Source organism: Sinorhizobium sp. 8-89 (genome assembly GCF_030124325.1).
Lineage (GTDB): Bacteria > Pseudomonadota > Alphaproteobacteria > Rhizobiales > Rhizobiaceae > Sinorhizobium.
Genome location: NZ_JASKLR010000030.1, coordinates 14,467 through 40,290 on the forward strand (window position 1 = coordinate 14,467; position 25,824 = coordinate 40,290).

General features: G+C 60.1%; 22 protein-coding genes. 11 read left to right on the forward strand and 11 right to left on the reverse strand.

All coding sequences use genetic code 11. The features are described 5' to 3' along the window. Nucleotides 1-327: 327 nt before the first annotated feature. From QN219_RS29655 to QN219_RS29665, 3 genes are all read right to left on the reverse strand, one after another. Nucleotides 328-798 (reverse strand): hypothetical protein, encoded by a 471-nt coding sequence (locus tag QN219_RS29655; protein ID WP_284003970.1) that lies wholly within the window; start codon nucleotides 796-798, stop codon nucleotides 328-330. Nucleotides 799-811: 13 nt separating this feature from the next. Further along, entirely contained in the window at nucleotides 812-1,948 is a 1,137-nt protein-coding gene (locus tag QN219_RS29660) for a metallophosphoesterase (protein WP_284003971.1), read from the reverse strand. A gap of 124 nt (nucleotides 1,949-2,072) precedes the next feature. After that, a complete protein-coding gene (locus QN219_RS29665) occupies nucleotides 2,073-2,792 on the reverse strand; it encodes a carboxypeptidase regulatory-like domain-containing protein (protein ID WP_284003973.1) in 720 nt (239 codons plus the stop codon). Nucleotides 2,793-3,053: 261 nt separating this feature from the next. On the opposite strand from QN219_RS29665, the gene QN219_RS29670 reads away from it, so the two are divergent. Both QN219_RS29670 and groL read left to right on the forward strand, forming a co-directional pair. Continuing rightward, nucleotides 3,054-3,662 (forward strand): SCO family protein, encoded by a 609-nt coding sequence (locus QN219_RS29670; protein ID WP_284003974.1) that lies wholly within the window; start codon nucleotides 3,054-3,056, stop codon nucleotides 3,660-3,662. Between the two features lie 301 nt (nucleotides 3,663-3,963). Beyond that, nucleotides 3,964-5,604, forward strand: coding sequence for a chaperonin GroEL (groL, locus tag QN219_RS29675; RefSeq protein WP_284003976.1), 1,641 nt, complete (start codon nucleotides 3,964-3,966; stop codon nucleotides 5,602-5,604). Nucleotides 5,605-5,873: 269 nt separating this feature from the next. Here the strand turns inward: groL and QN219_RS34330 are convergent, their stop codons facing one another. Continuing rightward, nucleotides 5,874-6,311 (reverse strand): hypothetical protein, encoded by a 438-nt coding sequence (locus QN219_RS34330; RefSeq protein WP_284003977.1) that lies wholly within the window; start codon nucleotides 6,309-6,311, stop codon nucleotides 5,874-5,876. 585 nt (nucleotides 6,312-6,896) lie between these two features. Here QN219_RS34330 and QN219_RS29685 point away from each other — a divergent pair. From QN219_RS29685 to QN219_RS29715, 7 genes are all read left to right on the forward strand, one after another. Beyond that, on the forward strand, nucleotides 6,897-8,333 hold the full coding sequence (locus QN219_RS29685; protein ID WP_309486644.1) for a cbb3-type cytochrome c oxidase subunit I: 1,437 nt from the start codon (nucleotides 6,897-6,899) through the stop codon (nucleotides 8,331-8,333). Next, on the forward strand, nucleotides 8,330-9,994 hold the full coding sequence (locus tag QN219_RS29690) for a cbb3-type cytochrome c oxidase subunit II (RefSeq protein ID WP_284003979.1): 1,665 nt from the start codon (nucleotides 8,330-8,332) through the stop codon (nucleotides 9,992-9,994). Before QN219_RS29685 ends, QN219_RS29690 begins: the two co-directional genes overlap by 4 nt. A gap of 151 nt (nucleotides 9,995-10,145) precedes the next feature. Then, nucleotides 10,146-10,370, forward strand: coding sequence for a hypothetical protein (locus QN219_RS29695; RefSeq protein WP_014766281.1), 225 nt, complete (start codon nucleotides 10,146-10,148; stop codon nucleotides 10,368-10,370). A gap of 153 nt (nucleotides 10,371-10,523) precedes the next feature. Beyond that, nucleotides 10,524-10,646: a hypothetical protein gene (locus QN219_RS29700; RefSeq protein ID WP_013845677.1), complete on the forward strand. Its 123-nt coding sequence runs from the start codon at nucleotides 10,524-10,526 to the stop codon at nucleotides 10,644-10,646. A gap of 29 nt (nucleotides 10,647-10,675) precedes the next feature. Continuing rightward, on the forward strand, nucleotides 10,676-11,404 hold the full coding sequence (locus tag QN219_RS29705; RefSeq protein ID WP_284003987.1) for a sulfite exporter TauE/SafE family protein: 729 nt from the start codon (nucleotides 10,676-10,678) through the stop codon (nucleotides 11,402-11,404). Nucleotides 11,405-11,460: 56 nt separating this feature from the next. Beyond that, nucleotides 11,461-13,587 carry a cation-translocating P-type ATPase gene (locus QN219_RS29710; protein WP_309486645.1) on the forward strand — a complete coding sequence of 709 codons (2,127 nt, stop codon included), beginning with the start codon at nucleotides 11,461-11,463 and terminating at the stop codon, nucleotides 13,585-13,587. A 736-nt stretch (nucleotides 13,588-14,323) separates the two neighbouring features. After that, nucleotides 14,324-15,343, forward strand: a complete 1,020-nt coding sequence (locus QN219_RS29715; protein WP_284003989.1) for an ABC transporter substrate-binding protein — start codon at nucleotides 14,324-14,326, stop codon at nucleotides 15,341-15,343. Between the two features lie 134 nt (nucleotides 15,344-15,477). On the opposite strand, the gene QN219_RS29720 is transcribed toward QN219_RS29715, so the two are convergent. From QN219_RS29720 to QN219_RS29750, 7 genes are read right to left on the reverse strand one after another with little or no spacing between them, the layout of a single operon-like run. Continuing rightward, nucleotides 15,478-16,626: a response regulator gene (locus QN219_RS29720; protein WP_284003990.1), complete on the reverse strand. Its 1,149-nt coding sequence runs from the start codon at nucleotides 16,624-16,626 to the stop codon at nucleotides 15,478-15,480. A 13-nt stretch (nucleotides 16,627-16,639) separates the two neighbouring features. Further along, nucleotides 16,640-17,005 (reverse strand): response regulator, encoded by a 366-nt coding sequence (locus QN219_RS29725; protein WP_284003992.1) that lies wholly within the window; start codon nucleotides 17,003-17,005, stop codon nucleotides 16,640-16,642. Then, a complete protein-coding gene (locus QN219_RS29730) occupies nucleotides 17,002-19,635 on the reverse strand; it encodes a GAF domain-containing protein (RefSeq protein ID WP_284003993.1) in 2,634 nt (877 codons plus the stop codon). The genes QN219_RS29725 and QN219_RS29730 overlap by 4 nt, the downstream gene beginning before the upstream one ends. Next, on the reverse strand, nucleotides 19,601-20,134 hold the full coding sequence (locus tag QN219_RS29735) for an SCO family protein (RefSeq protein ID WP_284003995.1): 534 nt from the start codon (nucleotides 20,132-20,134) through the stop codon (nucleotides 19,601-19,603). The genes QN219_RS29730 and QN219_RS29735 overlap by 35 nt, the downstream gene beginning before the upstream one ends. Before the next feature lie 59 nt (nucleotides 20,135-20,193). After that, the gene (locus tag QN219_RS29740; protein WP_284003996.1) at nucleotides 20,194-20,349 is read right to left on the reverse strand and encodes a hypothetical protein; all 156 of its coding nucleotides are present in this window, start codon (nucleotides 20,347-20,349) and stop codon (nucleotides 20,194-20,196) included. Between the two features lie 32 nt (nucleotides 20,350-20,381). Further along, complete coding sequence (locus QN219_RS29745) at nucleotides 20,382-21,401, reverse strand: ABC transporter substrate-binding protein (protein ID WP_284003997.1); 1,020 nt, start codon at nucleotides 21,399-21,401, stop codon at nucleotides 20,382-20,384. Nucleotides 21,402-21,443: 42 nt separating this feature from the next. Further along, nucleotides 21,444-22,448: an ABC transporter substrate-binding protein gene (locus tag QN219_RS29750; protein ID WP_284003998.1), complete on the reverse strand. Its 1,005-nt coding sequence runs from the start codon at nucleotides 22,446-22,448 to the stop codon at nucleotides 21,444-21,446. A 913-nt stretch (nucleotides 22,449-23,361) separates the two neighbouring features. Here QN219_RS29750 and QN219_RS29755 point away from each other — a divergent pair. Together QN219_RS29755 and QN219_RS29760 are read left to right on the forward strand one after the other, a co-directional pair. Beyond that, a complete protein-coding gene (locus QN219_RS29755) occupies nucleotides 23,362-25,410 on the forward strand; it encodes an alkyl/aryl-sulfatase (protein WP_284003999.1) in 2,049 nt (682 codons plus the stop codon). An 18-nt stretch (nucleotides 25,411-25,428) separates the two neighbouring features. Next, nucleotides 25,429-25,824, forward strand: a 396-nt coding sequence (locus QN219_RS29760; protein WP_284004000.1) for a hypothetical protein, incomplete at its 3' end; no start/stop codon positions are given.

Genomic DNA, 25,824 nt, shown 5'->3' on the forward strand with positions numbered 1-25,824 from the left:
CCGGTGGATCCGGGTCCGGCAGGCGCTGGAGCGCGTCGAATTCATAACCACGAGGACGCTCGATCCGGCCATGACGGCCGCCGCGAGGATCGGCTTCAGAAATCCGAGGGCCGCGGCGGTCAATGCGATAAGATTGTAGCCAAGGGCCCAGAGGAGATTTGTAAGAATGGTCCGGCGAACCGCGGGCGACGTCGACCACCCAAGGCAACATCCCAAGCCCGCTGTCAGCAAGACGAGTGCGGTCTTGCCAAGATATGCCTACTCTTCCCCGCGCCAGTTCGGGTTCACGTAAGGATAGCCGTAGCGCTCATCCGGACAGCGGCCGCCTTAAAACTTGCCTGGCTGCAGCACCGAACCGGTGTTGGACCACGTGATGTAGGCTTCGAGCGCCTTCATTGCCTCGGATTCCGGATCGATCTTCACACCCTGGTTCGGCTTCTCGATGCACCAGTTGATCATGTCGCGGAGGGTAGCGAACTTGGCGATCTGCGCCTGGAACTTCGGGAAGGATTGAGGGTGTGTGTCGGACGCCATGGGATGACACATCGCGCAGGCCATGCCAGTTTTCGAGAGGTCGTCGGCAACACCTAGCTGCTCGGCCATCTTCTGGTCGCCATGGAAGAGAAGGTCACCCTTCCTGACCTCTTCCATGAACACTTCCTGATAAATCTTCAACTGCTCCTGCTTTACCGGATCTTTATGGGCGCTGGTCGGTCCCGCGAAAACGGCGGCAATGGCAATTCCCCCCACCAAGCCGAAGCGCCGCAGTGAACAGCGGATTTTCGAATGGGTTGTCATGACCCTTCCTCCGCTAGAATGGCCACATGTTGTCGGCGATCCTTGGGCGAATAACCTCCGAAACATGCTTGTCGTGGTCTTCGGGGGACTGCACGAACACTTCCTTGCGCCCCCACATGATATATTCTGTTTCCAACTGGTCATTGGCCGCCACGTCGATCTTGCTCCAGCCGACCCCATCATAGGGATCACCGGGGTCGACACGGATCATCGGCTTGGTGAGCTTCGGCAAACCTTCCGGCGCATAGGGCCACGGCCAGGACGTTGCCAACATCCCAATCGAACGCAACGTTCCGATCTCGTTGTAGAGGACCTGGTGCACGTGACCGTGAATGTTCGTGACCTTGGCATACGGTTTCAGCACCTCATGGACTTCGCGCCAGTCACGCACCCAGAAATTCCACGGCGGATAGTACTCGTAGAGGGGGTTGTGGCTAAAGATGACGACGGGGCGCTGCTTGTCCCAGTCGGCGAGGGTCTTTTCCATCCAGTCGAGCTGATCCCGGCCCACGCCCGCCCATGGTCCGGCGACGGTGCCGTCGAGTGTGGCCATATGGCCCATGCGCTCCTCGGGCGTCATGTTCTTGGCCGTCCAATAGTCCGGTCCGCGGCTGACCGTGTCGAGGCCAATGAAGCGCACACCCTTGTGGTCGAAGGTCCAGTTGGGCTGGCCAAACAGCTCGCCCCATTTCTTACCCATGTCGAGGTACCAGTCGTGCTCGCCGGGGATGTAATGTTTCGGGATCTTGACCTCCTTCAGCAGGTCGACGCCGAGTTCCAACTCCTCGATCTTTCCAAGTTGGGCCAGGTCCCCACCGAAAATCAGGAAATCGGCCGGCGGATCCATCGCCTGGACTTCTTGGGCCGCACGCACCACCTTGTCTACGAACCGTGTGTTCAAGGATCTTGGATAGAGATGGGTGTCGGAGATCCAGGCAAACTTGAACGGCGTTTCAGCCGCGTGCGCAATATCGAGCGTGTTGAGCAGCGGCCACCAGGCGAAGGCCTGGCTGACAGTTGCCGCGCCGAATAGCAGGGATCCGTGAATAAAGGTACGGCGGGTAATTTTCAGTGAGTCGTCGGGCCGAGCCCCTTCGGGTTGCAGTACCGAATGCATTTCGCGACGTATGCGATCAAGCTCGTCAGACATGACGAATCCTCCTCTCAGGCCGAAAAGAAGAACTCGGCCCCACAGAGGCAGACATGGCATGTAAGCCAGTCAGTGCTTTTCTTGTTCTTTACTTTACGTTTCTCACGCCGACACGTTACTCGTGCTACTTCTTCTTAAGCTCGATATCGAACTTGGTGGCTTTCCCGCCCTCGACTTTAATGGGCATTTCCGTGGGGCCGATAAAGGGCTGCACTGCTACGAGCTTGTAGTCGCCCGGCGGAATGTCAGTAATGGAAAACTTGCCGTCAGCGCCGGTAACCGCGTAGTAGGGATTGTCTACCACGTAAATCCAGCCTTCCATCCAGCCATGCGCGTCGCAGTCGATGCGCACCGTGCCCGGCCGCGGCAACTCAACCGGTATGCGCTGACCTTTATTCGGCAGGGCCAGGTTAAAGGCGGTGCGCTTGCCGTAGTAGCCGTGCGTGTTGTGAAGCATCGGGTCCGAGTTGATCACGTCAAGCGGGCCTGCAGCGATCACCTGCACTTGGGGTTCGAAGCGGCATTTCAGGTTGTTTAGCTCGGGTGTCTTGCCGGGGGCGGGCCATTCCTTTCCCGACGCGACGTCGACCAGATATACAACCGCGCTTTCGACCGCCTGATCAGCGCCAACGCGGATTAGCGGTTCATCCCGCGGTTGCCCGCAAACCTCAACATCCTTTGTCGGAATGATCTTGGTCGTCGGAACGTCGCCGCGATAGACGATGACGCCTTCAATTGATCCGCCTCCGGTTACGGCGCTTACCTCATAGGATAGAGCCGGCGGTGCGATCATCATAACCGCAGCAGTTGCAAGAAACTTAGAGAAGAAGCGGTGCTTTGTCACAGCAAGCCTCCCTCGTCTTGAAGGAAACATTGTATTTTCCTTCAGAATGGTTCTAATATCAAGGCGAAATCGCGATTTTGGCAGGGCTGGCGACGAATGTAGATAGACGCCAGCGGGAAACACCCGGCCGCGTCATATCTCTACGTATCCATTGCAAGGCTAAGCTATCGGAGCAGTTCTTCGGCCTCGCCAGGCATCCGGTTCGCATCGCCGCTGAGAGCGTGCAACGCAGGATGTTGGCCCGCGATGGGGAGGCACGACATGGAGAGGCGGAACGATCTGCTTTGGGCTTCGACTTGCCGACGCGCGATCCTCCATGGATTGATTTCAGCTGCGGTATTCGTAAGCACCGTGCCTGGACTCGCAGCGTCGCCGGTAACCGTGGGCGGACCGTTCAGCCTCATCGAACCGGGTGGCGCCGTGGTGACCGACGCGAAGTTCCGCGGCAGATGGATGCTGGTCTTCTTCGGTTACACCTCGTGTCCGAGTCTTTGTCCAACGACGCTGAGCGAGATTGCCATCGCGCTCGACAGGCTTGGCCCCGAGGCAGCGAAGGTGCAACCAATCTTCATCACAGTCGATCCAGAACGCGATACGCCCGCTGTTATGGGGCAATATACCGGCGCCATTGACCGGCGGATCCTTGGATTGAGCGGAAGCGGGGAGCAGATCGCCGCGGTGGCGCAGAAATATGGCGCTTACAGCGACCGCCATCTGCTGGGAACAGGCGCCGACTATGTCGTCGACCACAGTACCTACATCTATGTCATGGACCCTCAGGGCAAGTTCGTTCGCGGCTTGCGGGCCGGTATGTCCGGTGGTTCCATGGCCGATATGCTGCGGCAAGTGATGACGAAGCATCGCGAGTGAATCGTCGAACGGATTGCAACTCCGAGAAAAGGAGGCCATGTCTGAACGCTTGTCTCGCCCTCAAAGGTTCGTGACAGCTCTCTCCATGCCATGACGACATCATGATTAGCCAACTTGTGGCGGCGCTTAGCGACGTTTGGGATCAACTCGGGCTTCCCCGCGAAGGTGTGGTCTCCTCGGAGACTACCGCGTGAGGTCTTAAATCGGAATCGGACTAGCGAAGAGGCCCACCAATGCGAAGCGTCGTTGCGTACTTGTCCCATCCGCTCAGATGCGCAACGCAGTAAAGGGAGAGAGGCAAATGACGGCCAAGGAGATCAGACTCGCCTTCCAAGCGCGCGACAGCATGCTGAACGGCATCGAGACACTTGCACGCGCCGTTGCCGTCACGCTCGGGCCGCGCGGTCGAAACGTAGCCATTAACCGCTCCTTTGGCACAAAAATCACCAAGGACGGTGTGACGGTCGCGAGGGAAATCGAACTGGAGGACAGGTTCGAGGACATGGGCGTTCAGCTGCTCAGGCAGGTCGCCATCAAAACCTCCTACCTGGCGGGCGACGGCACGACGACGGCGGTGGTGCTCGCCGACGCAATCCTCAGAGGCGGTGTCCGGGCGGTCACTGCTGGTATGAACCCGATGGACCTGAAGCGGGGGATTGATCGTGCGGTCGAGGCGATCGGCGCGGCATTGAAGCAGAATGCGAGATCCGTCACCTCAAATGACGAGATCGCACAGGTCGCCACGATTTCGGCCAATGGCGATCGGGAGATCGGCCAGATCATCGCCGAGGCGATGGCGAAGGTCGGCACCAATGGCGTGATCATGATCGAGGAAGGCAGGTCGCTCGAAACTGAAAGCGAAGTCATCACCGGCATTCAGTTTGATCGCAGCTACATTTCTCCCCATTTTGTCACCAATCGAAACAAGATGCAGGTGGAGATGGAGGGCGCGCTTGTCCTGGTTTGCGAGAGGAAGCTGTCGAGCCTTGGCGAAATATTGCCGCTGCTGGAAAAAGTCATGGAGGCCGACCAGCCGCTTCTCATCATTGCCGAGGACATAGAGGCCGAGGTCAGGGCGGCGCTGGTTGTCAACAAGCTGCGCGGCGGCCTGAAAGTGGCGGCCGTCAAGGCGCCTGCCTATGGCGAGCTCCGCAAGGCGATCCTGCAAGACATAGCATTGCTCACCGGCGGGACGGTCATTTCCGAGGAGGTCGGCCTGAAGCTCGAGTCCATTTCGATCGACTATCTCGGCCGCGCCCGGAAGATCAGGGTGGACAAGCAGAATACGACGATCGCAGAAGGAGGCGGCTCAAGCGCGGAAATCGCTGCGCGGATCGCCGCGATCAAGGCACAGCTTGAACTGTCCACATCCGACTTTGATCGGGAAAAACTTCAGGAGCGGCTGGCGCGGCTCTCCACCGGGATTGCCGTGATCCGGGTCGGTGGCGCGACCGAGTCGGAGGTTAGGGAGAAGAAGGACCGTATCCGCAACGCCATGCATGCCACCCGAGCCGCCGTAGAGGAGGGTATCCTGCCCGGCGGCGGGGTCGCTCTCTTGCGCGCCAGCAGAGCGATCCAGACGCTGAAGGCTGAGAACCTCGACCAGCAGGCCGGCATCAACGTCGTCAAGAAAGCCATAACCTGGCCGGCGAAACAGATCGCGGCCAACGCGGGCGTGGATGGCTCGCTCGTCGCCGCCCAAGTTCTTCAAAGGGACGACTACGGTTGGGGCTACGATGCGCAAACCGGAACGTTTCGCGATCTGTTGGTGGCGGGTATTGTCGATCCCGCCAAGGTCGTGCGCACAGCGCTTCAGGGTGCCGCCTCAATGGCCGGTCTAATGATCATGACGGAGGCCATGTTGGCCGAGGTGCCTGGCCCGCCGCCGCCCGAGCTTCCCGGCCATCACGATCACGAGGACAATCTCGACACCGAATTCTAGAGGATCCCGGTTGTCTCTCCTGTCGATGCCTTAACAATAACTCGATGAGGGTATCCGCCAGTCGAGTATGGAGAAGAGCATCTTCCGCCAAGCTTGGCGATGGTCGATATGCCAGTCTGGATTTGAGATAGAGCCGGTAGTGAAGACCAGTGCTGCCTCGGATGGTTGGTGCCGGAGAATTGCGCGCGGTTCCGCCATCGCCCGATTCCCCTGCTTGCATTAAATATGATGTCGAAGCGCGATGCGCGCTGATCCTGCTCGCAGCGTTCTCACGACCCGCGTTCGGGAAGGTCGAAGTTGAGCTGCAACATTCGCGCAATGTTTATCAGAATCGTCTCGCAGACCTTGTCTTGATTAGGATCCAGATATTTGACGGTCCAGTTTGCCCCGTTCTCTCTGGTTTCGAGCCGCTGAATCGCAAAGTCGGTGACGTGCTCGCATCCCGGCTCCTTGTGAAGATCCGCGAGGATCAATGCCTTAAGCTCCGAAGCTTCCTTCGTATGTCTTTGCATGGCCGCTCTCCTTCCGGATGACACCTTTGGACGAATGATCAACTGCATAGTCGTGATCTCAGTCATCCCAGGGCCCGTGTCATCGACCAACTCACCTAGCCTAGCGGCAGAGCCGCTGCTTGGCGTGCCAGATTCAAGCCCCTCCACGAATTGCCCCTGTCGGTTCATCATGTAGATGTGGGTGCCGTGATCCATTAGTCGTCACCGCTAACCTCGCTCTGGCGCGCCACACCTGCGAATATGACAGAGAAGGGGGTGTACTGATCGCAGGCTCAGGGGGGGCGGAGGAGTTGATGCCGTCGCTTCGTCAGAGTACCTCCGGTCCGAGAATGCCGCGCCAAACCCCCATATATTTGTGATTAGTAACCTCGCCTAAACCTGCCAACCTTGTCCCATTTTGCCACTGAATGGCTAGACATGGTACTGGTTTGGCTCTATTTTTGAGAGTTGCCCCTCATCCTCATGAAGGAGGTGGCTTCTATGACGATGCGCGTTTTGATGAGCGTGTTACTGGTGCATCGAGAAGCCGAAACCAGGGCAAGAAGATGGATCCCGAATCTGAGGCGATGAAGGCGCTCGAGGCGCACATCACCGGGTCGAACATCGGCTCGGTGTCTGTGCGCGGCAAACACTAGTCTCGTCGACAGGCGGGGCACCGGCTTCAGGGAGCGCGACGCGAGTCCGTCATCGGGGAGACCCTCTATGGCGGAAGGATGGGGTTGAAACAGTCGTGCGGCCGACCAACCGCGCGGGGAGGTCGATGCGTTGGCAGAGACTGGGATGGAGCTGCGTGGCAACTTCGCGAATGTGGACCTAGATGCGCTGGTCGACAACCGGGTCGTGCGGACCTGGCTTTATTTCGGCATGTTCTGGCTGATGGTAACGCCGTCCGTGGGCGTTTTGATCTCGAGCACATTCAACTACCCCGACTATCTCGGATCGGGGAACCTCGAGTTCACTTTCGGCCGGCTGCGCCCGATCCACGTCAACGGTGTCATCTTCGGCGCCTTCTCGACGCTTTTCATCGGCCTTTGCTACTATCTTGTGCCGCGTCTGTCGGGGGTGCGGGTAATATGGTCGGAGTGGTCGGTTCTTCTCGCATGGGTCTGGAATATTGCAACACTTGCCGGCTTGGTCGGCTTGCTGATCGGCGACAGTGACGGCTTGGAAGCCGGAGAGCTTCCGCTCTACGCAAAGGTCGCATTCTTCGTCGTGGTGGCTGTTGCGACCGCGCAGTTCCTGATCACGATCAGCCGAAGGCTCGAGCCGGCGATCTATGTCGCGCTATGGTACCTGATCGCCACTTTCGTGTGGACGACGATGAACTTCGTGCTTGGAAGCTTCATCCTGCCATACACGATCTCGGGCATCAACAGCGCCGCCTTCCATGGCCTCTATCTCCACTACATCGTCGGGCTGTGGCTAACGCCCGCAGGCTACGTGATCATCTACTATTTCCTGCCGGTCAGCGCGCGAAATCCGCTCTATGCCCATAAGCTCTCGCTGGTAGGCTTCTGGTCTCTGGCATTGTTCTACCCGTTCGTCGGCATTCACCATTACCTCTACAGCCCGATCGCCGACTGGGCCGAGACGTTGGCCGTCGTCACGTCGATGCTGCTGATCATTCCGGTGTGGACGGTGCTGGTGAACTTCTTCGGCACCATGATGGGCAAGTGGCATGAGTTCGGCAGGAACCTGCCGGCGAAGTTCCTGATCATGGGCTCGCTCATGTATCTCGTCGGCTGCTTTCAAGGCTCAACCGAGGCGCTGCGACAGCTGCAGCAGCCGACTCATTTCACCGATTTCGTCATCTCGCATTCCCACCTTACCGTGTTCGGCACCTTCGTCGTCTGGGCGATGGGAGGCCTCGTCTATACTTGGCCGCGGCTGTTCGGGCGCGAACTCTGGTCATTCAAGCTCGGCAACTGGTCGTTCTGGCTGATCACCGTCGGCATCGCGACCATGGGCCTGGTCCTCACCGCGGGCGGGCTGCAGCAGGGTTATCAATGGATGAATGGGGTCGAGTGGCTCGACTCGCTCGTCTGGGTGAAGCCATACTGGCTGGCCCGGACCCTGGCAGGCATCAGCATGGATATCGGCATGTCGCTGCTGGTGGTGAATCTGATGCTGACCGCGTTGACCAGCCCGGCGGCTGAGGCGCGACGCGTCCGCGGGCCGGCGGAGGCGCCCATCCCGGCGGGAGGGCTTGCACGGTGAACGTTCGATTCTTCGCGCTGTTCGCCGGCGTCTTCTGCATCACCCTTGCGGTGGTCACGCAGGGCGTGCTGCCTTTCGTGGAGCCGTCTTCGCGAACTACGCGCGTGACCTCGGTGGTGCGCACGGATTTCGGCCAGCTGAAATGGATGGTTTCAGAGGCCACAGACTACACCGAGCAGCAGCTTCGCGGCCGCAACATTTACCTGCGCGAAGGCTGCTGGTACTGCCATTCGCAATTCGTGCGACCAGTGACCGGCGAGATCCGCCGCTGGGGACCGGTCAGCGAAGCGGGCGAATACGCCTATGACGTGCCGCACCTGTTCGGCACACGCCGGATCGGACCGGACCTGACGCGCGTCGGCCTGAAATACAGCGACGAATGGCACCTGGCCCACTTCTACAATCCACGGATGCTGGTGCCGGACTCGATAATGGCGCCATATCGCGGCCTCTTCCACGAGCCCGATGCAGCCGTCCGTATCGTTGACGACGGCGCTGGCAATCGGACGCTGGAAAGGACAGAGGTCACCGAAGGCCTGTTCGACTTCGACAGCCAACGAGCGATCCAGCTGACGCCGAATGCGGACGGGCTGCTGTTCGTGCCGCTGGGAGCGCGCGAAAGAAAGCCGATCATCCTGACGCCGAACGACGAATATGCAGGAGAAACCGTGAGCATCGCGGCGGAGACGGAACCATTGGCGGCGCTCGTTTCCTACGTCCAGAAGCTCGGCACGAACCGGGGTAAATGGCGCGATCTTTTCGAGCCGCAAAGCCTGGAGGTCATGGATGCGACGATGCCGCGATCCGAGGAATGGATTGCTTATGGCAAGGAAGTCTATGAGCGCCGCTGCATCGGTTGCCACGGTGTCAAAGGTGACGGCAACGGACCGGCCGCCACCTTTTTGTTCAACCAGCGGCCTAGGGACTTCACGTCCGCAGTCTTCAAGTTCAGGTTGACAAAGGAGCCCCTGCCCACGGACGGCGACATGCTGCGAACCATTACTCGTGGCATCCGCGGCACGGCAATGCCCCCTTGGTACGAACTGCCGCTCAACGATCGCCTGGCGGTGATCCAGTACATCAAGTATGAGCTAGCGGTTGACCGTTCCGATCCCGCCGGTCCTTACGCTTTCTTCGTCGAGGAACCGCCCGGCCCACCGTTATATATCGGGCGCCCGCCGACTCCGTCCCAGACGATGCTGGACCGTGGCAAGGAGGTTTGGCAGGTGGCGAAGTGCTGGGAGTGCCACGGCCAAGGCGGCAAGGGCGATGGCGAGAAAGCCGCCGGTCTCAAGGATGACCTCGGCTTCCCGATAGTGCCGGCCGACCTCACCAGCGGCCAGTTCAAGTCTGGCCCGGCCGTCGAAGACATCTTCCGGACGATAACTACCGGCCTCAGCGGTACGCCGATGCCCTCCTATCGGAATGCCTTTCCCGACGAGGACCGTTGGGCGCTTTCCTACTTCGTGGTGGCGCTTTCCGCCTATAAGGACCCGCTCTCGCTGCAGCCGCTCCCGATCACCAAGGAGGTCCGCGCGGCGCTGAACGATCTGGAACTGATTGCTGACAAGCCTGAGCGCGCGTATGTGCCCGATCCGTCGGTGCCGGCGTCCGGCCCGCCAGCTCCGCCTGGCGAGCAACAGACACCCGCAGGAGGTTAGCGCATGCTCGGTTTTGAAGTCACCGGTCCCTATGCGGGTGCCATGATGATGAGCTTGGCGGCCCTGTTCTTGTTCATCTGGGGCGTCCTATCCGGCGCGTTGAGCGACACCGACAAAGCCGCCACCGGGTTTTTTGAAAGGGAAATGGAAAATGAGCGATCTGCAGAGCAGCGATCCGGAGAGCCCGAGGCATCCGGAACTGGACGTGCGTCAAAGCTCGCACCCTGAACTGGAGGACTATGCCGGCGGACTGATACAAGCGCGTGTGGGATTCATTCCGCTATGGCTTCTCGTGGTCTACGTGCTGCTGTTCGCCTGGGGGCTGTATTACATGTATGTTTATTGGGGCGGGCTCGGCCCCGGCCGTCTGTTCTAAGAAGACCGTCGCAAGGGCTTGTAAGGCAGGAGTGATGGAGATGTTGATAGCCAAAATTCTCCTTGGGGTCGCCGCATTGAACCTTCTCTTCCTGGCCTTCGAGCTGGCGATAAACGTGCTTCGTCTCTATTTCGGCTAACATAGGAGCAGCGGATGCTACAGGACACCGTCTTCAAGCTCGCTGACGCCGGCTTGCCGCAGATGCTCGGCTTCCTCATCTATGGCGGCTGCACCGTCGGCTTTATCATCTATCTTTTCTATCTTGTGCGGCAATAGCACGCGGAGGCGGCGCAGCGAAAACGCCAATGATCTATTACCTCGTGATCTTCGCCGCTGGATTTGCAGGCAGCTTTCATTGCATCGGCATGTGCGGCGGCTTTGCCTGCGCCCTGGGCCGCGATCAGCGAGGGGGAGGCGCAACCGTCGTTCGCCACCTGCTCTATAATACCGGCCGATTGACAACCTATTGCTTTCTGGGCGGGCTCGCGGGTGCGATCGGTCAGGTCATCTGCACCACGCAAGGTCTAACGGCGGCGCCGCTCTTGAACGGCTCCCTCGACATCGCTCAACGAATTCTCGCGATCATAGCGGGCCTGCTCATGATGGCCATGGCATTGCAGTTCTTCGGCTTGCTGCAGGTCTTCCATCGCCTTGCGATCGGATTTGGCGGCAGCACATTTGCATTGTCCCTGCGCGGTCTGTTGACGGCTCGGAGCAGCGCCGCGCCGCTCGCCTTTGGCGTTTTCAACGGTTTCCTGCCATGTCCCCTGGTCTATGCCTTCGCCGCCCAGGCGGCGAGCACCGCCGGAGTGCTTCCGGGGCTCCTCGTCATGGCATGGTTCGGACTGGGAACCTTCCCCGCGATGTTGATGATGGGCGGCGTTGGCTGGATACTCGGGCCAGCCTGGCGCCGGCGCGGCGTGCGGCTGGCTGGTGGCTTTATTCTTTTGCTTGGTCTCATCACGCTCGGCCGTGGTCTCCTGCCGTCTCACGCGCATATCGGCCTTGCCTGGCTGGACGGACATCCCGCATGACTGCGCATGACGATATCCTCTGTAGCCACTGTTCGCTGCCCGTCGGCCTGCGCCCGATGGAGCGCAGGCTCAACGGTGAGGCTTGCGCGTTCTGCTGCTACGGCTGTTGCATCGCCTTCCAGGTGAAGAGCGGTAGACACGAAGAGTGGGAATCCGCCTGGCTTCTGATCCAACTCGGCGTGGGAGGCTTTCTCTCCATGAATATCATGATGTTCAGCCTCCTCCTCTATTCGGACGCGTTCACCGGCGTCGATGCGGGCGTGCTGCCGTGGGTTCACTTTTTGCTCTGGATCTTCGCGACGCCGGCGGTTGTGATTCTCGGCGGACCCTATTTGCGCGAAATGTGGCTCAATGGCATTCAGGGACGAGTGACGTCGTCGGCACTCATCGTGCTTGGCGTCGCTGCGGCTTACCTCTATTCGGCATTTGCCGTGTTCGAGGGCAGCACGCATGTCTATTTCGACACCGCCGTCATGGTGCTGATGCTATTCACGGTTGGCCGCTATCTCGAGGCTGTTGGCCGCGCAAGGGCGGCGCGCGACCTCGAACCTCTTCTGGCCGCGGAGAGCGAGAGCGCGACTGTGGTCGATGGCGCGGCAGAGATCCGCCGTCCGGTGCGGGAGGTGTCGGCCGGCATGCTGGTGCGGGTCCGGCCAGGCGAGCGGATTCCGGTCGACGGCGTGGTTGTCGAGGGGGAATCGAACACCGATGAAGCCGTGATTACCGGAGAAAGCCGGCAATTGACAAAGGGCTCCGGCTCCAAGGTGATTGCCGGCAGCATCAATATCGACGGCCCGCTCTTGATCCAAAGCAGCGGTGACGGAACCGCAACCCGCTGGGCGCGGATTTGCCGGTCGGTGCGCGAAGCGCTGGGCCGTCGCAGTCCAACCCAGCGCCTCGCCGACCGCGTCGTTGGCGTGTCCGTGCCGCTGGTCCTCGTCCTCGGCGGTCTGACGATCGTTTACTGGGCGCAGTCATTGGCGTTCGATCGGGCGTTGCTGATTGGCCTTTCGGTACTGGTGGTTGCCTGTCCTTGTGCCGTCGGCCTCGCGGGTCCGATGGCGACATCACTCGGCATCGGCCGGATGGCGCGGCACGGCTGCCTCGTCCGCGACCCCGGCGTACTGGAAACCCTCGCGCGTATACGGTTGCTCGCCTTCGACAAGACCGGCACTCTGACGGCGGGCAAAGCGCGTCTCGTCGGCATCGACCCCGAGCAGGTCGGCATCGACGAAGTACTGGCGCGCGCCGCCGGTCTGGAGCGCTTTTCCGAGCATGGTCTGGCGCGGGCTATCGCGGCAGCCGCCGCTCAGCGGGACATTACGCCGCTCGTCATCCGCGATGTTCGGACGGTTCCCGGCCGTGGCATCCGCGGCAGCGCCGAAGGCCGGCCTGTGGCGGCAGGGAACGGGAGATTGATGAATGAACTGGGCTGGCCGCTTCCCCCGTCGCTGGCCGAGCGTGCGCGGTCGCTGGAGGCGAGCGGTCATTCGGTAGTCTATGTCGGTTGGGGCGAGCGGGTTCAAGCCGTGCTGTCGCTCGATGATTCACCGCTTCCCGAGGCTCAGGCCGCGATCGCGGCCCTGCGTGAGCGCGGACTCGATATCACGCTGTTGACCGGCGACTTGGCGCAAGCGGCGGAGCGGATCGCGGCCCTGGTTGGGATCAAGGACGTCCAAGCAGGCCTTTCGCCAGAGGCCAAGCGGCTGGCACTGGATCGGCTCCGCCATGATCACGGTTCGGTGGCGATGGTCGGCGACGGACTGAATGACGGGCCGGTCTTGGCCGCCGCAGATGTCGGTATCGCTGTCGGCTCCGCCACCGATCTCGCCCGCGAGACTGCGGCGCTCGTGCTGCCTGCGGATGGATTGTGGATGCTGCCCTGGATCATCGACGTGGCCCGCGCGGTCCGCAGGACCATCTTGACCAATCTTATGTGGGCTTTCGGCTACAACCTCATCGCGCTGACGTTCGCAGCATTCGGACTTCTGCAGCCAATCCTTGCGGCGGCGGTCATGGCCGGCTCGAGCATCCTCGTGGTGGTGAATTCCCTGCGGCTGGAGCGGCTGCCTGATCCTGTTCCAGCGCTGATCCCGGAGCAACGATCCGGCACCAAGGCGGGGCGTATCCACAATGGCAGCGGCATTTCCGCAATGGCCGGCCCGGCTGTTGAGCGGAGTTGACTTTCGTTTCAGTGAAACACGTCGTGAGTGAAGGCGTCATACCAGTCTTCCGCGGCGCGCAGCCTGCCGGCGGAGCTCCGAGCTCTCTTCGACCTTGCTGACAAAGCGGTGTCGCTAGGCAGTTAAAAGTTAAAAGTGAGAATGCGGCTGTTTCAGTTAAGTTTGGCATAAAGGGGCCTTCCTCACTTTGTGTGGTGATGGTTATTGTTGAGCCACAGCATGCGTGCCCTAAGGAGCTCCGGGCCTGCTCTGCCATACATCGCACGTGTGATCGTCTTCAGGCGGCTCGATCCTCCTCAAGGCGAGGGATGCAGAGCCGGCTTTTCGAAAGCCGCCGGTCCATTGGCCCGTAACCGATCGTCTGGAATGGGGTGGGGAACAGAAGTTCGGGCGAGAACCGTCTATGTCGGGACTGCGGACAAAGTGGACCTTCCCGAAATGCTCGGAGATGATGTCCTGACAAGTGGTGTAGGTCGGCGGTAGCGAGCCGATCGCGGTGCGAGCGATCGCGCCTCTACCGCTCGCGAGCTGTCGCGATAGCGCGGAGATAGAACTGCTTCGCGTCCGTGCACAGAGCAGCTGGGTTCAACCTCGCGCGCCAAATTCGCGGCACTATGTGCTATCATTCGCCATCCGGTTAAACCGTATGAGAGTTGTACCTGTTCATGCGGGGGCAGAGGCGTCCATGGGTGCGTTCCCGGCGTGACACTGGCCCGCGTTTGGAAGGGAGGTTCCCATGCATACTCTATATTCCGGACAGTTCAGCCGACGGAGCTTCCTGCATGGGGTAACGTCGGTGGGAACTGCGGGGCTCCTGGGCTGGCACCCCAGGCGAGCCGCTGCGGAGCCACCGCCTGAGACGACGCGGATCCGGCTCGTCAGGATCCCCAGCATCTGTCAGGCTCCCCAGTATGTAGCCGAAGAGCTGCTGCGCAGCGAAGGGTTCACCGACGTGCAGTACCTCCAAAGAGGGGGGACTGCAGACATCGCGCCGGCCCTCGCCTCTGGTGAAGCCGACCTCAACGGGCATTTCGCCGCCCCGCTCCTTCTCCGCCTGGAGGCGGGGGATCCCATCGTCATTCTAGCAGGACTCCACGTCGGCTGCTTTGAGCTGTTCGGGACCGATCGCGTCCAGGCAATCCGCGACCTCAAGGGGAAAACCGTGGCCGTACCAACGCTGGATTCCAGCCGATTCGTCTTTCTCGCCACCATCACGGCTTATGTGGGCCTGGACCTCCACAAGGACATACACTTCGTCACGTATCCGGGACCCGAGTCCATCCGGCTCCTAAGTGAGGGGAAGATCGATGCCTATCTAGGCTTTCCCCCCGAACCGCAGGAAATGCGGGAGCAGCGGATCGGCCATGTGGTGATTAGCAGCATCGTGGACCGGCCCTGGTCGCAATACTTCTGCTGCATGCTGGCTGGGAATCGGGAGTTCGTCCGCACGAATCCGGTGGCCACCAAACGCGCCCTCCGCGCCATCTTGAAAGCGGCGGATTTCTGCGCCAGCGAGCCCGAGCAATCCGCGCAGTTCATGGTGGACCAGGGCTACACTAAACGCTATGACCATGCCCTCGAGGTCGTGAAGGCGCTTCCCTATCAGTGGCGTGAGTATAGCGCTGAGGACACGTTGCGCTTCTACGCCCTGCGTCTCCACGAAGTTGGGATGCTCAAGAGCACACCCCAGAAGCTCCTGGCTGAGGGCACCGACTGGCGTTTCCTCAACGAACTGAAGAGGGAGTTGAAGGGATAGGAGTTCGTCGTGCTCTGCCGCGAGGTGGGGCCTCCTTGCCGGCGGCACTGCCGAAGGCTTCACCGCAGCCACCAGCTATTGGTCGGTCGATCCGCTTATGCCCCGATCGGTGAGCGCCCCTGGGCTAATGATCGTCACCATGACGGTCCAAGCCACCGCACAATTTCGTATGCCGGCATCGGGCGGTGGAAACCTTTCAGAGTCAATTCTCCAACAGGAATGGATTCGACGAGTGGCTCGACTGCCCCGAAGACCCGTTGGCTGACGAGAATCTGACGAGGTTTCGCCTCCTCGCACAGTCGGGCCGCATGGTTCGGGACGGTACCGATGACCGCATAATCCGAGCGCCGGTCGAAGCCAATCTTTCCGATGGTTGCATGACCCCGCGCGATGCCGATTCCGAAACCGAGCAAATAGCCCCGCTTGCGCCATCGCTCTGAATGCTCGTCAATTGCGTCACGCATCGCCACGGCCATGGAAACAGCTCTCTCGGTATGGCCGGCGCAGGGCAGGGGGTCGTTGAAAACCACAAGAATGCCGTCTCCCACGAACCGCTCCAACGTCCCTTCGTGGGAGGTGATTTGTTCACCGAGACAGGAATGATACTCACCAAGAACTGTCATCACCTCTTCAGGCTCGGCAGTCTCGGCAAATGCCGTAAAGCCGCGCAGATCGCAGAAAACGACCGACACCTCGCGTCGGTGGCTTTGGAGAAGCGCGTCGCCATTGTCAGCCGCAACAATGAGATCGGCAACCTGAGCAGGCAGAAACCGTCGAAGCCGAGCCATCCGCTCGATCTCCGTGACCTGCTCCGCCACTTTCTGTTCCAGGGATTGGTTCCATGCTGCCAGTTGGGCCGCCTGGTCCTTAAGGCTCTGCGCCTGGGCTTCGACGGTGTCGTGAAGCGCCTTCTGCCGCAGCATCGACCGGACGCGCGCCAGCAGCGCCTTGTGCTCGAACGGCTTGGTCAGATAGTCGTCGCCGCCGGCGTCCAACCCCTCGACGACATCTCGCGTGTCGGCTTTCGCAGTCACCAGAATGACCGGGATCGATCGTAGCGAAATGTCCTGCTTGAGCAGGCGCACGGCGCTGATGCCGTCCAGCTTCGGCATCATGATGTCGAGAAGGATGAGATCAGGCTTGAGGTCGCGTGCTTTTGCAAGACCGTCTTCGCCGTCCGCGGCGGTCACCACTTCGTAGCCATTCGCCTCGAGGCGCATGCAGAGGATTTCGAGATTTTCCGGCGTGTCGTCGACGGCGAGAATGCGGGGCGGATCGTGCATGGCGCAGCCTCCCTCAGGTCAGGAGTTCCCGGACCTTTGCCAGCAGTTGGCGCGGGCTGAATGGCTTGGCGATATAGCCGTCACATCCCGCAGCCAGGGCTTTCGCCTCATCCCCCGAGAACGCGTAGGAGGTGACGGCAATGATCGGAATGTGCCGGAGCGCCGGGTCGGACTTGATGTGGCGAGTCGCTTCATACCCGTCCATCACCGGCAGCTGGATGTCCATGAGGATCAAGTCCGGCTTCTGCGCCGCCGCAGCCGCCACGCCGGCGGCACCATCCGCGGCCTCGATCAGCTCGTATTCGGTGGTCGCGATGAGATCGCGCACGATCTGGCGATTGTCTTCGGTGTCTTCCACCATCAGGATTCGTTTGCTCATGCCGCTTGAACGTGCTCCTCTGCATCGATTGGTATCGTAATTCGGAACGTCGCACCGGAGCCGGGCACCGACTCCACGGTTATTGTTCCGCCGTGCATTTCGACAAAGCGTTTCGAGATAGCCAGACCGAGACCCGTGCCGCCTTTCTGCCGGGTGCTGCTGTTGTCAACCTGCTGGAATTCTTCGAAGATGAGCGCCTGGTCTTTGGGCTCGATGCCTGGACCGGTGTCCCGCACTACGATCTCGAAGTGGCCATCGGCTGCGTTGGCCAGAATGTTGACAGAGCCCGATTCCGTGAACTTGATAGCGTTGCCGGCAATATTGAGGAGGACCTGGGTTAGACGGCGCTCGTCACCGCGGCCGGTCGGAAGGTCGTTCGCAACTGTCGTAGTGAACGCTAGGCCCTTTTCCCGCGCCAGCGGTTCGACCGCGGCGGCGGTAGTTCGAACGATCTGCCCGAGCGAATAATCCTCAAAGGCCAGTGTGAGCTGGCCGGATTCGATCTTCGAAAGATCCAGCACGTCGTTAATGAGCCCCAGAAGATGGCGACCGTTGGCCTGCACGCGCGCCACCGTCGCTTTTGCCCTGTCCGGAAGCTCACCGTAAATACCGTCGACCAGAAGCTCGGTGAAGCCCAGAACCGAATTAAGCGGCGTCCTCAACTCGTGGCTCATATTCGCGAGGAACTGAGACTTGTGGCGGCTTGCCGCCTCAAGCTCCCGGCCTTTTTCCTCTATTTCGTGGAACAGCTTGGCGTTTTGAATGGCAAGCACCGACTGGGCGGCAAAAGTTTCCATCAGGTGGACAACCTGCTCGTCGAATTCTCCGGGTTTGCGGCGCCTGACGACGAGAGCGCCAACAATCTTGTTGGGCCTGAGCAATGGAACGATCAGGACGCCGCGATATCCAGCGTCCCGGATGATTTTCTGAACGGGACTCGGCGTTCCTTCAACAAGTTCGGGCACTTGCACAGGTTCGCGGCGCCGTGCGGCATCACCGATCCCTGGATCATTCAGAGAGATGGGCTGCCCAGAGATGGCGGCAACGAGCTCGTCGCTCATTCCATAAGTTGCACGCGGTCGGAACTGTTGCCTGGTGTTGCTGAACACATAGATAGTACCCGCATCCGTATCCGAGAGTTGCACGGCCTTTGCTACGATCGTCTGCAATACTGTGTCGAGATCAAGCGTCGAATTGACCGCCTTGGTGACCTCTCCAAGCGCTTCCAATTCGGCGACGGAGCGCGCGAGTTCGGCCGTGCGCGCCTGGACCTCCTGGAACAAACGCACATTCTCGATTGCGATCACCGCCTGGTCGGCAAAGGTCGTGAGCAGTTCAATCTGCTTGCGGTCGAATGGCCGAATCTCTACTCGACGGATTATCAGGCTTCCGATGGCTTCGTCTTCCCGCAGAAGCGGGGCAGCAAGGGTCGTCCGATGGCCAAGCCGCACAGCCATTTGTCGGCCAGCGGGGAAATCATCGCCTGCGGTGCTGAGATCGCTTACATGCACTGTCTTCCGGTCTACAAAGGCGCGACCGGCAACCCAGTCACGGCTGATCGGCCATTTCACGAAATCAATCGGGATCGGGCCGTGATGCGCCCTGATTGCCAGCGACTCACCGTCTTTCAGGAGTATGGCCGCGTCGTAAGCGTCGCAGAGTTTTGCCGCGCTCTCGGCAACGGCATCCAGGACGGGTTGAATGTCGGTCGGGGAAGCGGCGATCGTGCGAAGAATCGCGCTCGTCGCCATCTGCTGCTCAAGTGTTTCGGTCAGCTCTCGGTTGCGGGTCTCGATTTCAAGGTACAGCCGTCCGAGTTGCGCTGAGGTCTGGTTGACATTGTCGGCGAGCGCACCAAGCTCGTCCCGGTTGCCGACGGCAACCTGTTGGGCAAAGTCGCCAGCCGCTATCTGGCGCAAACGCGCCTCGATCTTCTTGACGGGGTCGACCAGCGACCAGGAGATGACGTAGCCAAGACCCAGTGCCAACAGGATGCTACCCACGGCAAAGGAAACTACGACCAGCCGCGAGGCATCGTAGGCTCCCTCCGTCACCTCGATTGCCGTCACCATGTCAGCCTCGGCCATGTTGACCAGCTGATTTGTCAGCCGTTCGAGCCTGTCGGCCGACGGCATGATCTCATCGAGCTGGACTTTACGTGCTTCCTCTGTGCGGCCGGAGCGGATGAGCTCCACGACGCGCATCACGCCAGCCGTAAACCGGTCATACTCGAGCCGAACCTGACCGAGCACGCCCACCTCGCTTGTGGCGACGAACTCCATGCGGTCGAGGTCGTAACCGAACTGGCTGAGCTGGCGTAGCGCCGCATCCAGCATCCTCTCGTCTTGCAGCAAAAGTGCCGTCGAGATGCTGTAGAGCTGATTGGTCGTGTCGTGCTGGACCTGGCGATAGGCTGCGATCCTGCGCTGCAGCTTGATCAGCTCAGTTGTCTGATCGTTGACCCCGCTCAACACCTGCAACCCGACGGCCCCAAGCACGATCAGCAGTCCGACGATCGATAGGAACGCAATCAGGAGCTTGGTCTGGACGCGCACCGGCAGACGCGCAACCCAACTCATCAGCCGGCTCGCGATACTACCGTGCTTCATCCACAAGGCTGAGAAGATCACTCCGGAACTCCTCCAAGTCGAAACTGGCGCCGATATATTGCACGCGCAAGCTGCCGTTACGGTCCACAAGCGACGTCAGCAGGATATGGTCGACGTCGCCGCTCGCCGTCTTCCTCGCTATGACGCCATATCTCCGCCCCACATCATGAACGACTGCCGGATCGCCGGTAAGGAACGACCAGCCATTCACATCGGCGGCGAAATTCTGCGCGTATTGCTTCAGCACTTCGGGCGTATCCCGCTCCGGGTCGACGGTGATCGAGACGAAGCTGATCTGCGGGCCGAACAAAGGGCCCAGCGCATCCTTCACACGCGCCATGTTGTCGGTCAGCATCGGGCAAATGTCGGCACAGGAAGCAAAGATGAATGCGACGGCGACCACTTTGCCGCGAAAGTCGCGGAGCGACAGAGGCTCGCCGTCCTGCGACGTCAGGGTAAAGTCCGGCGCCGCTCCGATCGTCGGCAAGCGCTCGGCGTGCGATGCATCATGGGCTGACATTGGCGCCGCCGGAGCCAGTAGTGCTAGGGCCAGTGCCAGCGTATGCACAGGCCAAGCGCTCATGTCTTCAACTCCCGTTTGAGCTCTTCGAGGAAGCGCCAGTTTGTGCCATTCGCGATAATCTGTTGGGGACTTGATTGGATCATGCCTGTTTCCTGCAGGCGACGTGCGTAGAAACGGATAGAGTCCTCCAGATCGTCTTGGATGATTTGCATGCGGCATCCCCTTCAAAGCGGCCGGCCACTCCTCATCTCTTGAGCTCGTGTTTCAACTCGTTGAGGAAGCGCCAATCCGTACCATTGGCGATGATTTCCTTGGGACTCGACTTGATCATGCCCGTCTCCTGCATGCGCAGCGCGTAGAAGCGCAGAGAGGCTTCGGCGTCGTAGTCGTGCCATCTATCGTAGCGGATGTCGGTGAGAGTCTGCAGCGCGATCTCGTAGCTGGGGACGAAACCTCGGTCGACCACCTGCCGTGCAACCAATTTAGGATCCGATGCACAGAGGTCGGCTGACTTGAAGATTGCCCGCAGGACACGCTTGGTCGCCACCGGGTTTTTGTTCACATAATCCTCGGTGGCGGAAATCATACAGCAGAAATGCTGCGACCACGGTGGATCGATGGTCGAATTGAGGATCGTATGGCCGATTTTCTTGGGGCGCAGCACCTGCACAACGGGTGGCTGGCCGAGGAATGCGTCGAATTTTCCTTCGACGAAGCTGCTCGCCATCGTCTCATCGTTGGGCACGATGACCCAATCGATATCCTTGACGGGATCGAGGCCGACATAGCCGGCCATCAGAGCGACTAACACATACCCCGCCGAGTCGAGATCAAACACGCCCACCCGTTTGCCTCGCAGATCCGTAATGCTGTGGACGCTGTCGTTGGCGATCAGTTCGAGGCATCCGGAATGCAGTCCGCCAAGCACATTGATCGGTATGCCGGCGTCAATCGAAGAGACGTGAACAGCCGCGTAGTTCAGACTGAAATCCGTTTCGCCGCGTGCAATCCACACAGACTGATCGACGCTCGGGTCGCCTTGCACGTAGCGGACATCGGTGAAGCCCTCGGCGCGCAGCAGCTCTCCTGCGATGTACAAGCCCGCCCAGCAGTAGGCGCCACCGATCCACCGCGGCAAGCGGACAGAGATCGTTTCCGGGGCCGGTTCCGCAGCGGCGCTGGACGCCCGGACCTTGAACAGCTCTGCACCTATGGCCGCCGTCAGACCCGCCAGAAAAGTGCGACGATTTTGAATGATCTGCATTGGGGACCTCCTTCCTTTCGAAAGAGCGCGCCGGCCATCCGCTTACGTCTTTAGCTCGCGTTTCACGTCAATGAGGAAGCGCCAATCGGTACCGTTGGCAATGATTTCTTGCGGGCTCGACTTGATCATGTCGGACTCGTGCAGCCGCAGGGCGTAAAACCGAATCGTGTCCTCGGGATCGTATTCGCGCCATTTGCCGTACGGCACCTCGCTCATCGTCTGGAGGGCATAATCATAGTTGTCGGTGAATCCGCCATCGACGATCTGGCGCGCGACGCGCCGCGGCTCGGCGACGCACAGGTCTGCCGCCCTGAGAATGGCGCGCAACACGTGCTTGGTGGCGACAGGGTTGTTCCGAACGAAGTCCGTATTGCCAGCCAGCATGCAACAGAAGTACTGCGACCAGGGGCGATCGATGGCACTGTTTACGACTACGTGGCCGATGTCGCGGGCGCGCAGTTCCTGAGGCTCGGGTGGAAATCCGAGAAATGCGTGTACTTTTCCTTTGATGAAGAGCTCCATGGGCCCGACGGATGGATCGGTCACCCAGCGGATGTCCTTTTGTGGGTCAAGGCCGACATAGGCCGCCATGCTGGTCACGAACACGTGCGGCGTTGAACCTAGGCCTTGTATGCCTACAGTTTTGCCCCTCAGGTCTGTGATGCTGTGAATGCTTTCGTCTCCGAACAGCTCGAAGCAGCCTGGATGCACGCCCGCCAGCAGGGTGATCGGGTCGCCCGCATCGATCGCAAGGACAAGTGGTGCAGCGAAGTTCAAACTGAAGTCCACATCACCGCGCGCGATCTTCTCGGACTGGCCGTAGCCTGCTTCCGCCATCACATAGCGGATGTCTCTGAACCCCTCCAAACGCAGCAGCTCCTCGGCGACGTACTGGGGGGCGATGCAGATGCCCCTGATCTTTGCCAATCGGATGGTGCTGGTTTCCAATGGCGCCTCAGTCGCAAACGATGCTGCGGCAGTCAGACCAGCGGCGCCAGCTGCAGCTACGCTGGCCAGAAAAGAGCGGCGGCTCTGGATGATCTGCATCGGAACGCTCCCTCTACAACAAGAAGGAAGATACCCGTCAGAATCGCGCGAAAGACTATTTCAACAGGAAGCCCACGCCGGTGAGCGGCCCAAGCAATTACGAATGTAGAGTCCGCCTGACCTCAAGCCAAAGGTCTGTATCGCTTGATCTGAAGTGCCCTCAACAATCAAGAACTATACGCCTTGTCCGTACCGCTAGCGAGGGAAAAGCTCTGCCTTACTGCGAACACCAAGCGGCCAACTCCCTGTTCGCAGGCGTGGCCGCGGCACTCGCCTTCGGTCCGACGGTGAATTCCGCGCGACGGCGATTGAGAGGAGCTCAGTATCCCGAGGGCTCAGCCGCCGCATCCGATTCAGACCTACGTCAGCGGAAATGAGAAATGTCGACTGTTCGGGCAACACCGGAAATTTCCGGCCCCGTCTTGTGAATGACGGCTTCGGGTCGATCTCTCCCGTTCAAATAACGTCTCTGTGTGGCGACCATCAGTGACGCGTTCCCCGACCTCATTTCGGCAACAGGAGACATCCTCGTCAAGTCGAATAACTGACCGCTTTGGGGCCGAGAGCGGAACCTGGCTGTTTCCAGGATAACTTCTGCTTCTGGCGCTACTTGCTCGTTCCGATCTCGGAAGCGTACGGCGGGAAACCATCCGAAGCAGTCGCTCGTCCCGGCCAGCCGATCGTCTGGAATAGGATGGTGAAAGGAAGTCAGCAGCGCTTCGGGTCAAGGCTGCTTCCGGCCAGAAGCTGTCATTCGTTCCGGCTGCTTTGCGCTGCGCGCCGTCTAAGGCCGACAACCGAACGTCCAATCCAAGGCGCGTGAGCGCAAATGTTACTGCGACGCTTCTTCCCTTCAGTGCCTACCGCCCTACGTCCCCTCGTCAATAGGTTGTGGAAAGGGTAGGAGGACAACATGAGCCCTTCAGATAGCAGCGGCATCAGCCGATCGGATTTCCTTCGCGGTATGGCATCGGCGGGTCTGGCGGTTACCTTTGTCGGCCGATCCGGGGAGGCGAATGCTCAGGATGCACCACCTGTTCCGCAATCCGGCAACGAGCCGAAGCCGGCAACCCAGGCGACGCTTGAATACAACGCCATGTATCGTAACGGGCTTCCCTTCGACGATGTCCAGGACTTCGAGGATTCGCGCCGGGGACTGCTTGCGGCATTGCCTGACCCGGCGATCATCAAGAACGCCGATGGCGTGCCGGTCTGGGACCTCAGCGTCTATCAATTTCTCGGCACCTCCGAGACCGACGACGCGCCCGACACGGTGAACCCGAGCCTCTGGCGCATGGCCAAGCTCAACATGATCCACGGTCTCTTCGAAGTGGTCGACGGCATCTATCAGGCGCGCGGCTATGACCTCTCGGTGATGAGCATCATCCGTACGGATACCGGCTATATCGTTATCGACCCGCTCGTCAGCTCCGAGACCGCAGCCGCCGTCTGGAAGCAACTCGTCATTCCCAAGCTCGGCGACAAGCCGATCGTCGCGGTCATCTACACTCATAGCCATGTGGACCACTATGGCGGCGTGCGCGGCCTCGTGAACCAGGCCGATATCGACGCAGGCAAGGTCAAGATCATCGCGCCGGAAGACTTCACCGATGCGGCCGTCGGCGAAAACATCATCGCCGGAAACGCGATGAGCCGGCGCGCGAGCTACATGTATGGAAACCTGCTCCCCAGAGGCCCGCTTGGACAGGTCGACGGCGGGCTTGGCAAATCGACGTCGAGCGGCGAGATCGGCTTGGCGCTTCCGACCGACTGGGCAACGGAAACGGGACAAAAGATCACCATCGACGGCGTCGAGCTTCAGGTCCTGATGGCTCCGGAATCGGAGGCCCCTTCAGAGTTCATGTTCTTTATTCCGAAATACAAGGCATTCTGCGCCGCTGAAGACGCCTGCCACACGCTTCACAATCTTTACACACTGCGCGGCGCGAAGGTTCGTGATGGACTGCTTTGGTCGAAATACCTGCAGCAGGCGCTGGACATGTTCGGCGGTGACATGGAAGTCCTCTTCGCCTCCCATCATTGGCCGACATGGGGCAATGAACGGGTTGTGAACCACATCAAGAAGCAGCGCGACATGTTCCGCTACCTGCATGACCAGGTCATGCGCATGGCCAACAGCGGCATGACCCCGAAGGAAATCGGCGAAGTGATCCGGCTGCCGCCGGGGCTGGCGACCACCTGGGCCTGCAGAAGCTACTATGGCTCCGTTTATCATGACGCGGTAGCGCAGTATAACCTTCGTCTCGGTTTCTTCGACGGCGTTCCCGCGAACCTTCATCAGTTGCCGCCGACGGAGGCGGGGCGGCGATACGTCGATTTCATGGGAGGCGCTGACAATGTCTTGCGTCAGGCGAAGGAATCCTATGAGAAGGGGGACTACCGCTGGGTCGCGGAGGTAGTGAACCACGTCGTATTTTCTGACGCAAATAACGTCGCCGCGAAGCACCTGCTTGCCGACACTTACGAGCAACTGGGCTATCAATCCGAGTCTGGGCCTTGGCGCAATTTCTATCTGACAGGTGCGCGGGAATTACGCGACGGGGTTACCCAGCTTCCGACGCCGAATACGGCAAGTCCTGATACGATCAGGGCGATGCCGATCGAGATGTTCTTCGATTTCCTGGGCGTTAGGTTGAACGGCGATCGTGCCGCCGGCAAGACGATCAACCTGAACCTGGAACTGACCGACACCAAGGAGAAATACGTCGTCGGCGTCGAAAACTCTGCCATCCATTACTCGAAGGACAAGAGCCTCCCAAATGCGGACGCCTCCATTGTCACGACGCGAACGGACCTGAACGATGTCATGCTTGGCGTCTCCACCATGGAGAAACAGGTGGTCGAAGGAAAGGCCAAGCTCACGGGCGATCCGAAGAAGCTCTCGGAATTTGTCGGCCTGCTCGACAACTTCGAGTTCTGGTTCAACATCGTGACCGCTTGAGCGGAGGCAGGAGACCAAATGTGCACCATTTGCTCGCTGACGATCGAATTTGCCGTCGAGCACCCGCTTTCACTGGCGGTTGCGGTGGCTACACGGCAGGCGATGGATATTGGTCTCCTGCCCGAAACCGATGCCCCGGAACAGGTCGATATGGCACGGTCGCGACATCAGGCGATCGTGCTACTCACGAAAATACAGCAGCGCCTCGAACAGGTCCTGCCGACGTCGCGGCTGCTGGCACTTCCCGACTTCTTCGTGTTGATGATCGAAAGCAGAACCTGGGGCTATTTTCGCGCCACCTTGAATGGGTTCGACGTGCGTGCCGATCAGTCCGCCCCCCGGCTCGATTTCGACGAGAACGGCACACGAGAGTCGGCCGCCTTGATCTCGCAGGCGGTGGCCGCCGACCTTACC

Bases quoted from the DNA above. Each gene is read 5' to 3' on its own strand.
- QN219_RS29655 (WP_284003970.1), bottom strand. From the start codon at position 798: ATGACAACCCATTCGAAAATCCGCTGTTCACTGCGGCGCTTCGGCTTG.
- QN219_RS29660 (WP_284003971.1), bottom strand. From the start codon at position 1,948: ATGTCTGACGAGCTTGATCGCATACGTCGCGAAATGCATTCGGTACTG.
- QN219_RS29670 (WP_284003974.1), top strand. From the start codon at position 3,054: ATGGAGAGGCGGAACGATCTGCTTTGGGCTTCGACTTGCCGACGCGCG.
- groL (WP_284003976.1), top strand. From the start codon at position 3,964: ATGACGGCCAAGGAGATCAGACTCGCCTTCCAAGCGCGCGACAGCATG.
- QN219_RS34330 (WP_284003977.1), bottom strand. From the start codon at position 6,311: ATGGATCACGGCACCCACATCTACATGATGAACCGACAGGGGCAATTC.
- QN219_RS29685 (WP_309486644.1), top strand. From the start codon at position 6,897: ATGGAGCTGCGTGGCAACTTCGCGAATGTGGACCTAGATGCGCTGGTC.
- QN219_RS29695 (WP_014766281.1), top strand. From the start codon at position 10,146: ATGAGCGATCTGCAGAGCAGCGATCCGGAGAGCCCGAGGCATCCGGAA.
- QN219_RS29700 (WP_013845677.1), top strand. From the start codon at position 10,524: ATGCTACAGGACACCGTCTTCAAGCTCGCTGACGCCGGCTTGCCGCAG.
- QN219_RS29705 (WP_284003987.1), top strand. From the start codon at position 10,676: ATGATCTATTACCTCGTGATCTTCGCCGCTGGATTTGCAGGCAGCTTT.
- QN219_RS29710 (WP_309486645.1), top strand. From the start codon at position 11,461: ATGGAGCGCAGGCTCAACGGTGAGGCTTGCGCGTTCTGCTGCTACGGC.
- QN219_RS29715 (WP_284003989.1), top strand. From the start codon at position 14,324: ATGCATACTCTATATTCCGGACAGTTCAGCCGACGGAGCTTCCTGCAT.
- QN219_RS29720 (WP_284003990.1), bottom strand. From the start codon at position 16,626: ATGCACGATCCGCCCCGCATTCTCGCCGTCGACGACACGCCGGAAAAT.
- QN219_RS29725 (WP_284003992.1), bottom strand. From the start codon at position 17,005: ATGAGCAAACGAATCCTGATGGTGGAAGACACCGAAGACAATCGCCAG.
- QN219_RS29735 (WP_284003995.1), bottom strand. From the start codon at position 20,134: ATGTCAGCCCATGATGCATCGCACGCCGAGCGCTTGCCGACGATCGGA.
- QN219_RS29740 (WP_284003996.1), bottom strand. From the start codon at position 20,349: ATGCAAATCATCCAAGACGATCTGGAGGACTCTATCCGTTTCTACGCA.
- QN219_RS29745 (WP_284003997.1), bottom strand. From the start codon at position 21,401: ATGCAGATCATTCAAAATCGTCGCACTTTTCTGGCGGGTCTGACGGCG.
- QN219_RS29750 (WP_284003998.1), bottom strand. From the start codon at position 22,448: ATGCAGATCATCCAGAGCCGCCGCTCTTTTCTGGCCAGCGTAGCTGCA.
- QN219_RS29755 (WP_284003999.1), top strand. From the start codon at position 23,362: ATGAGCCCTTCAGATAGCAGCGGCATCAGCCGATCGGATTTCCTTCGC.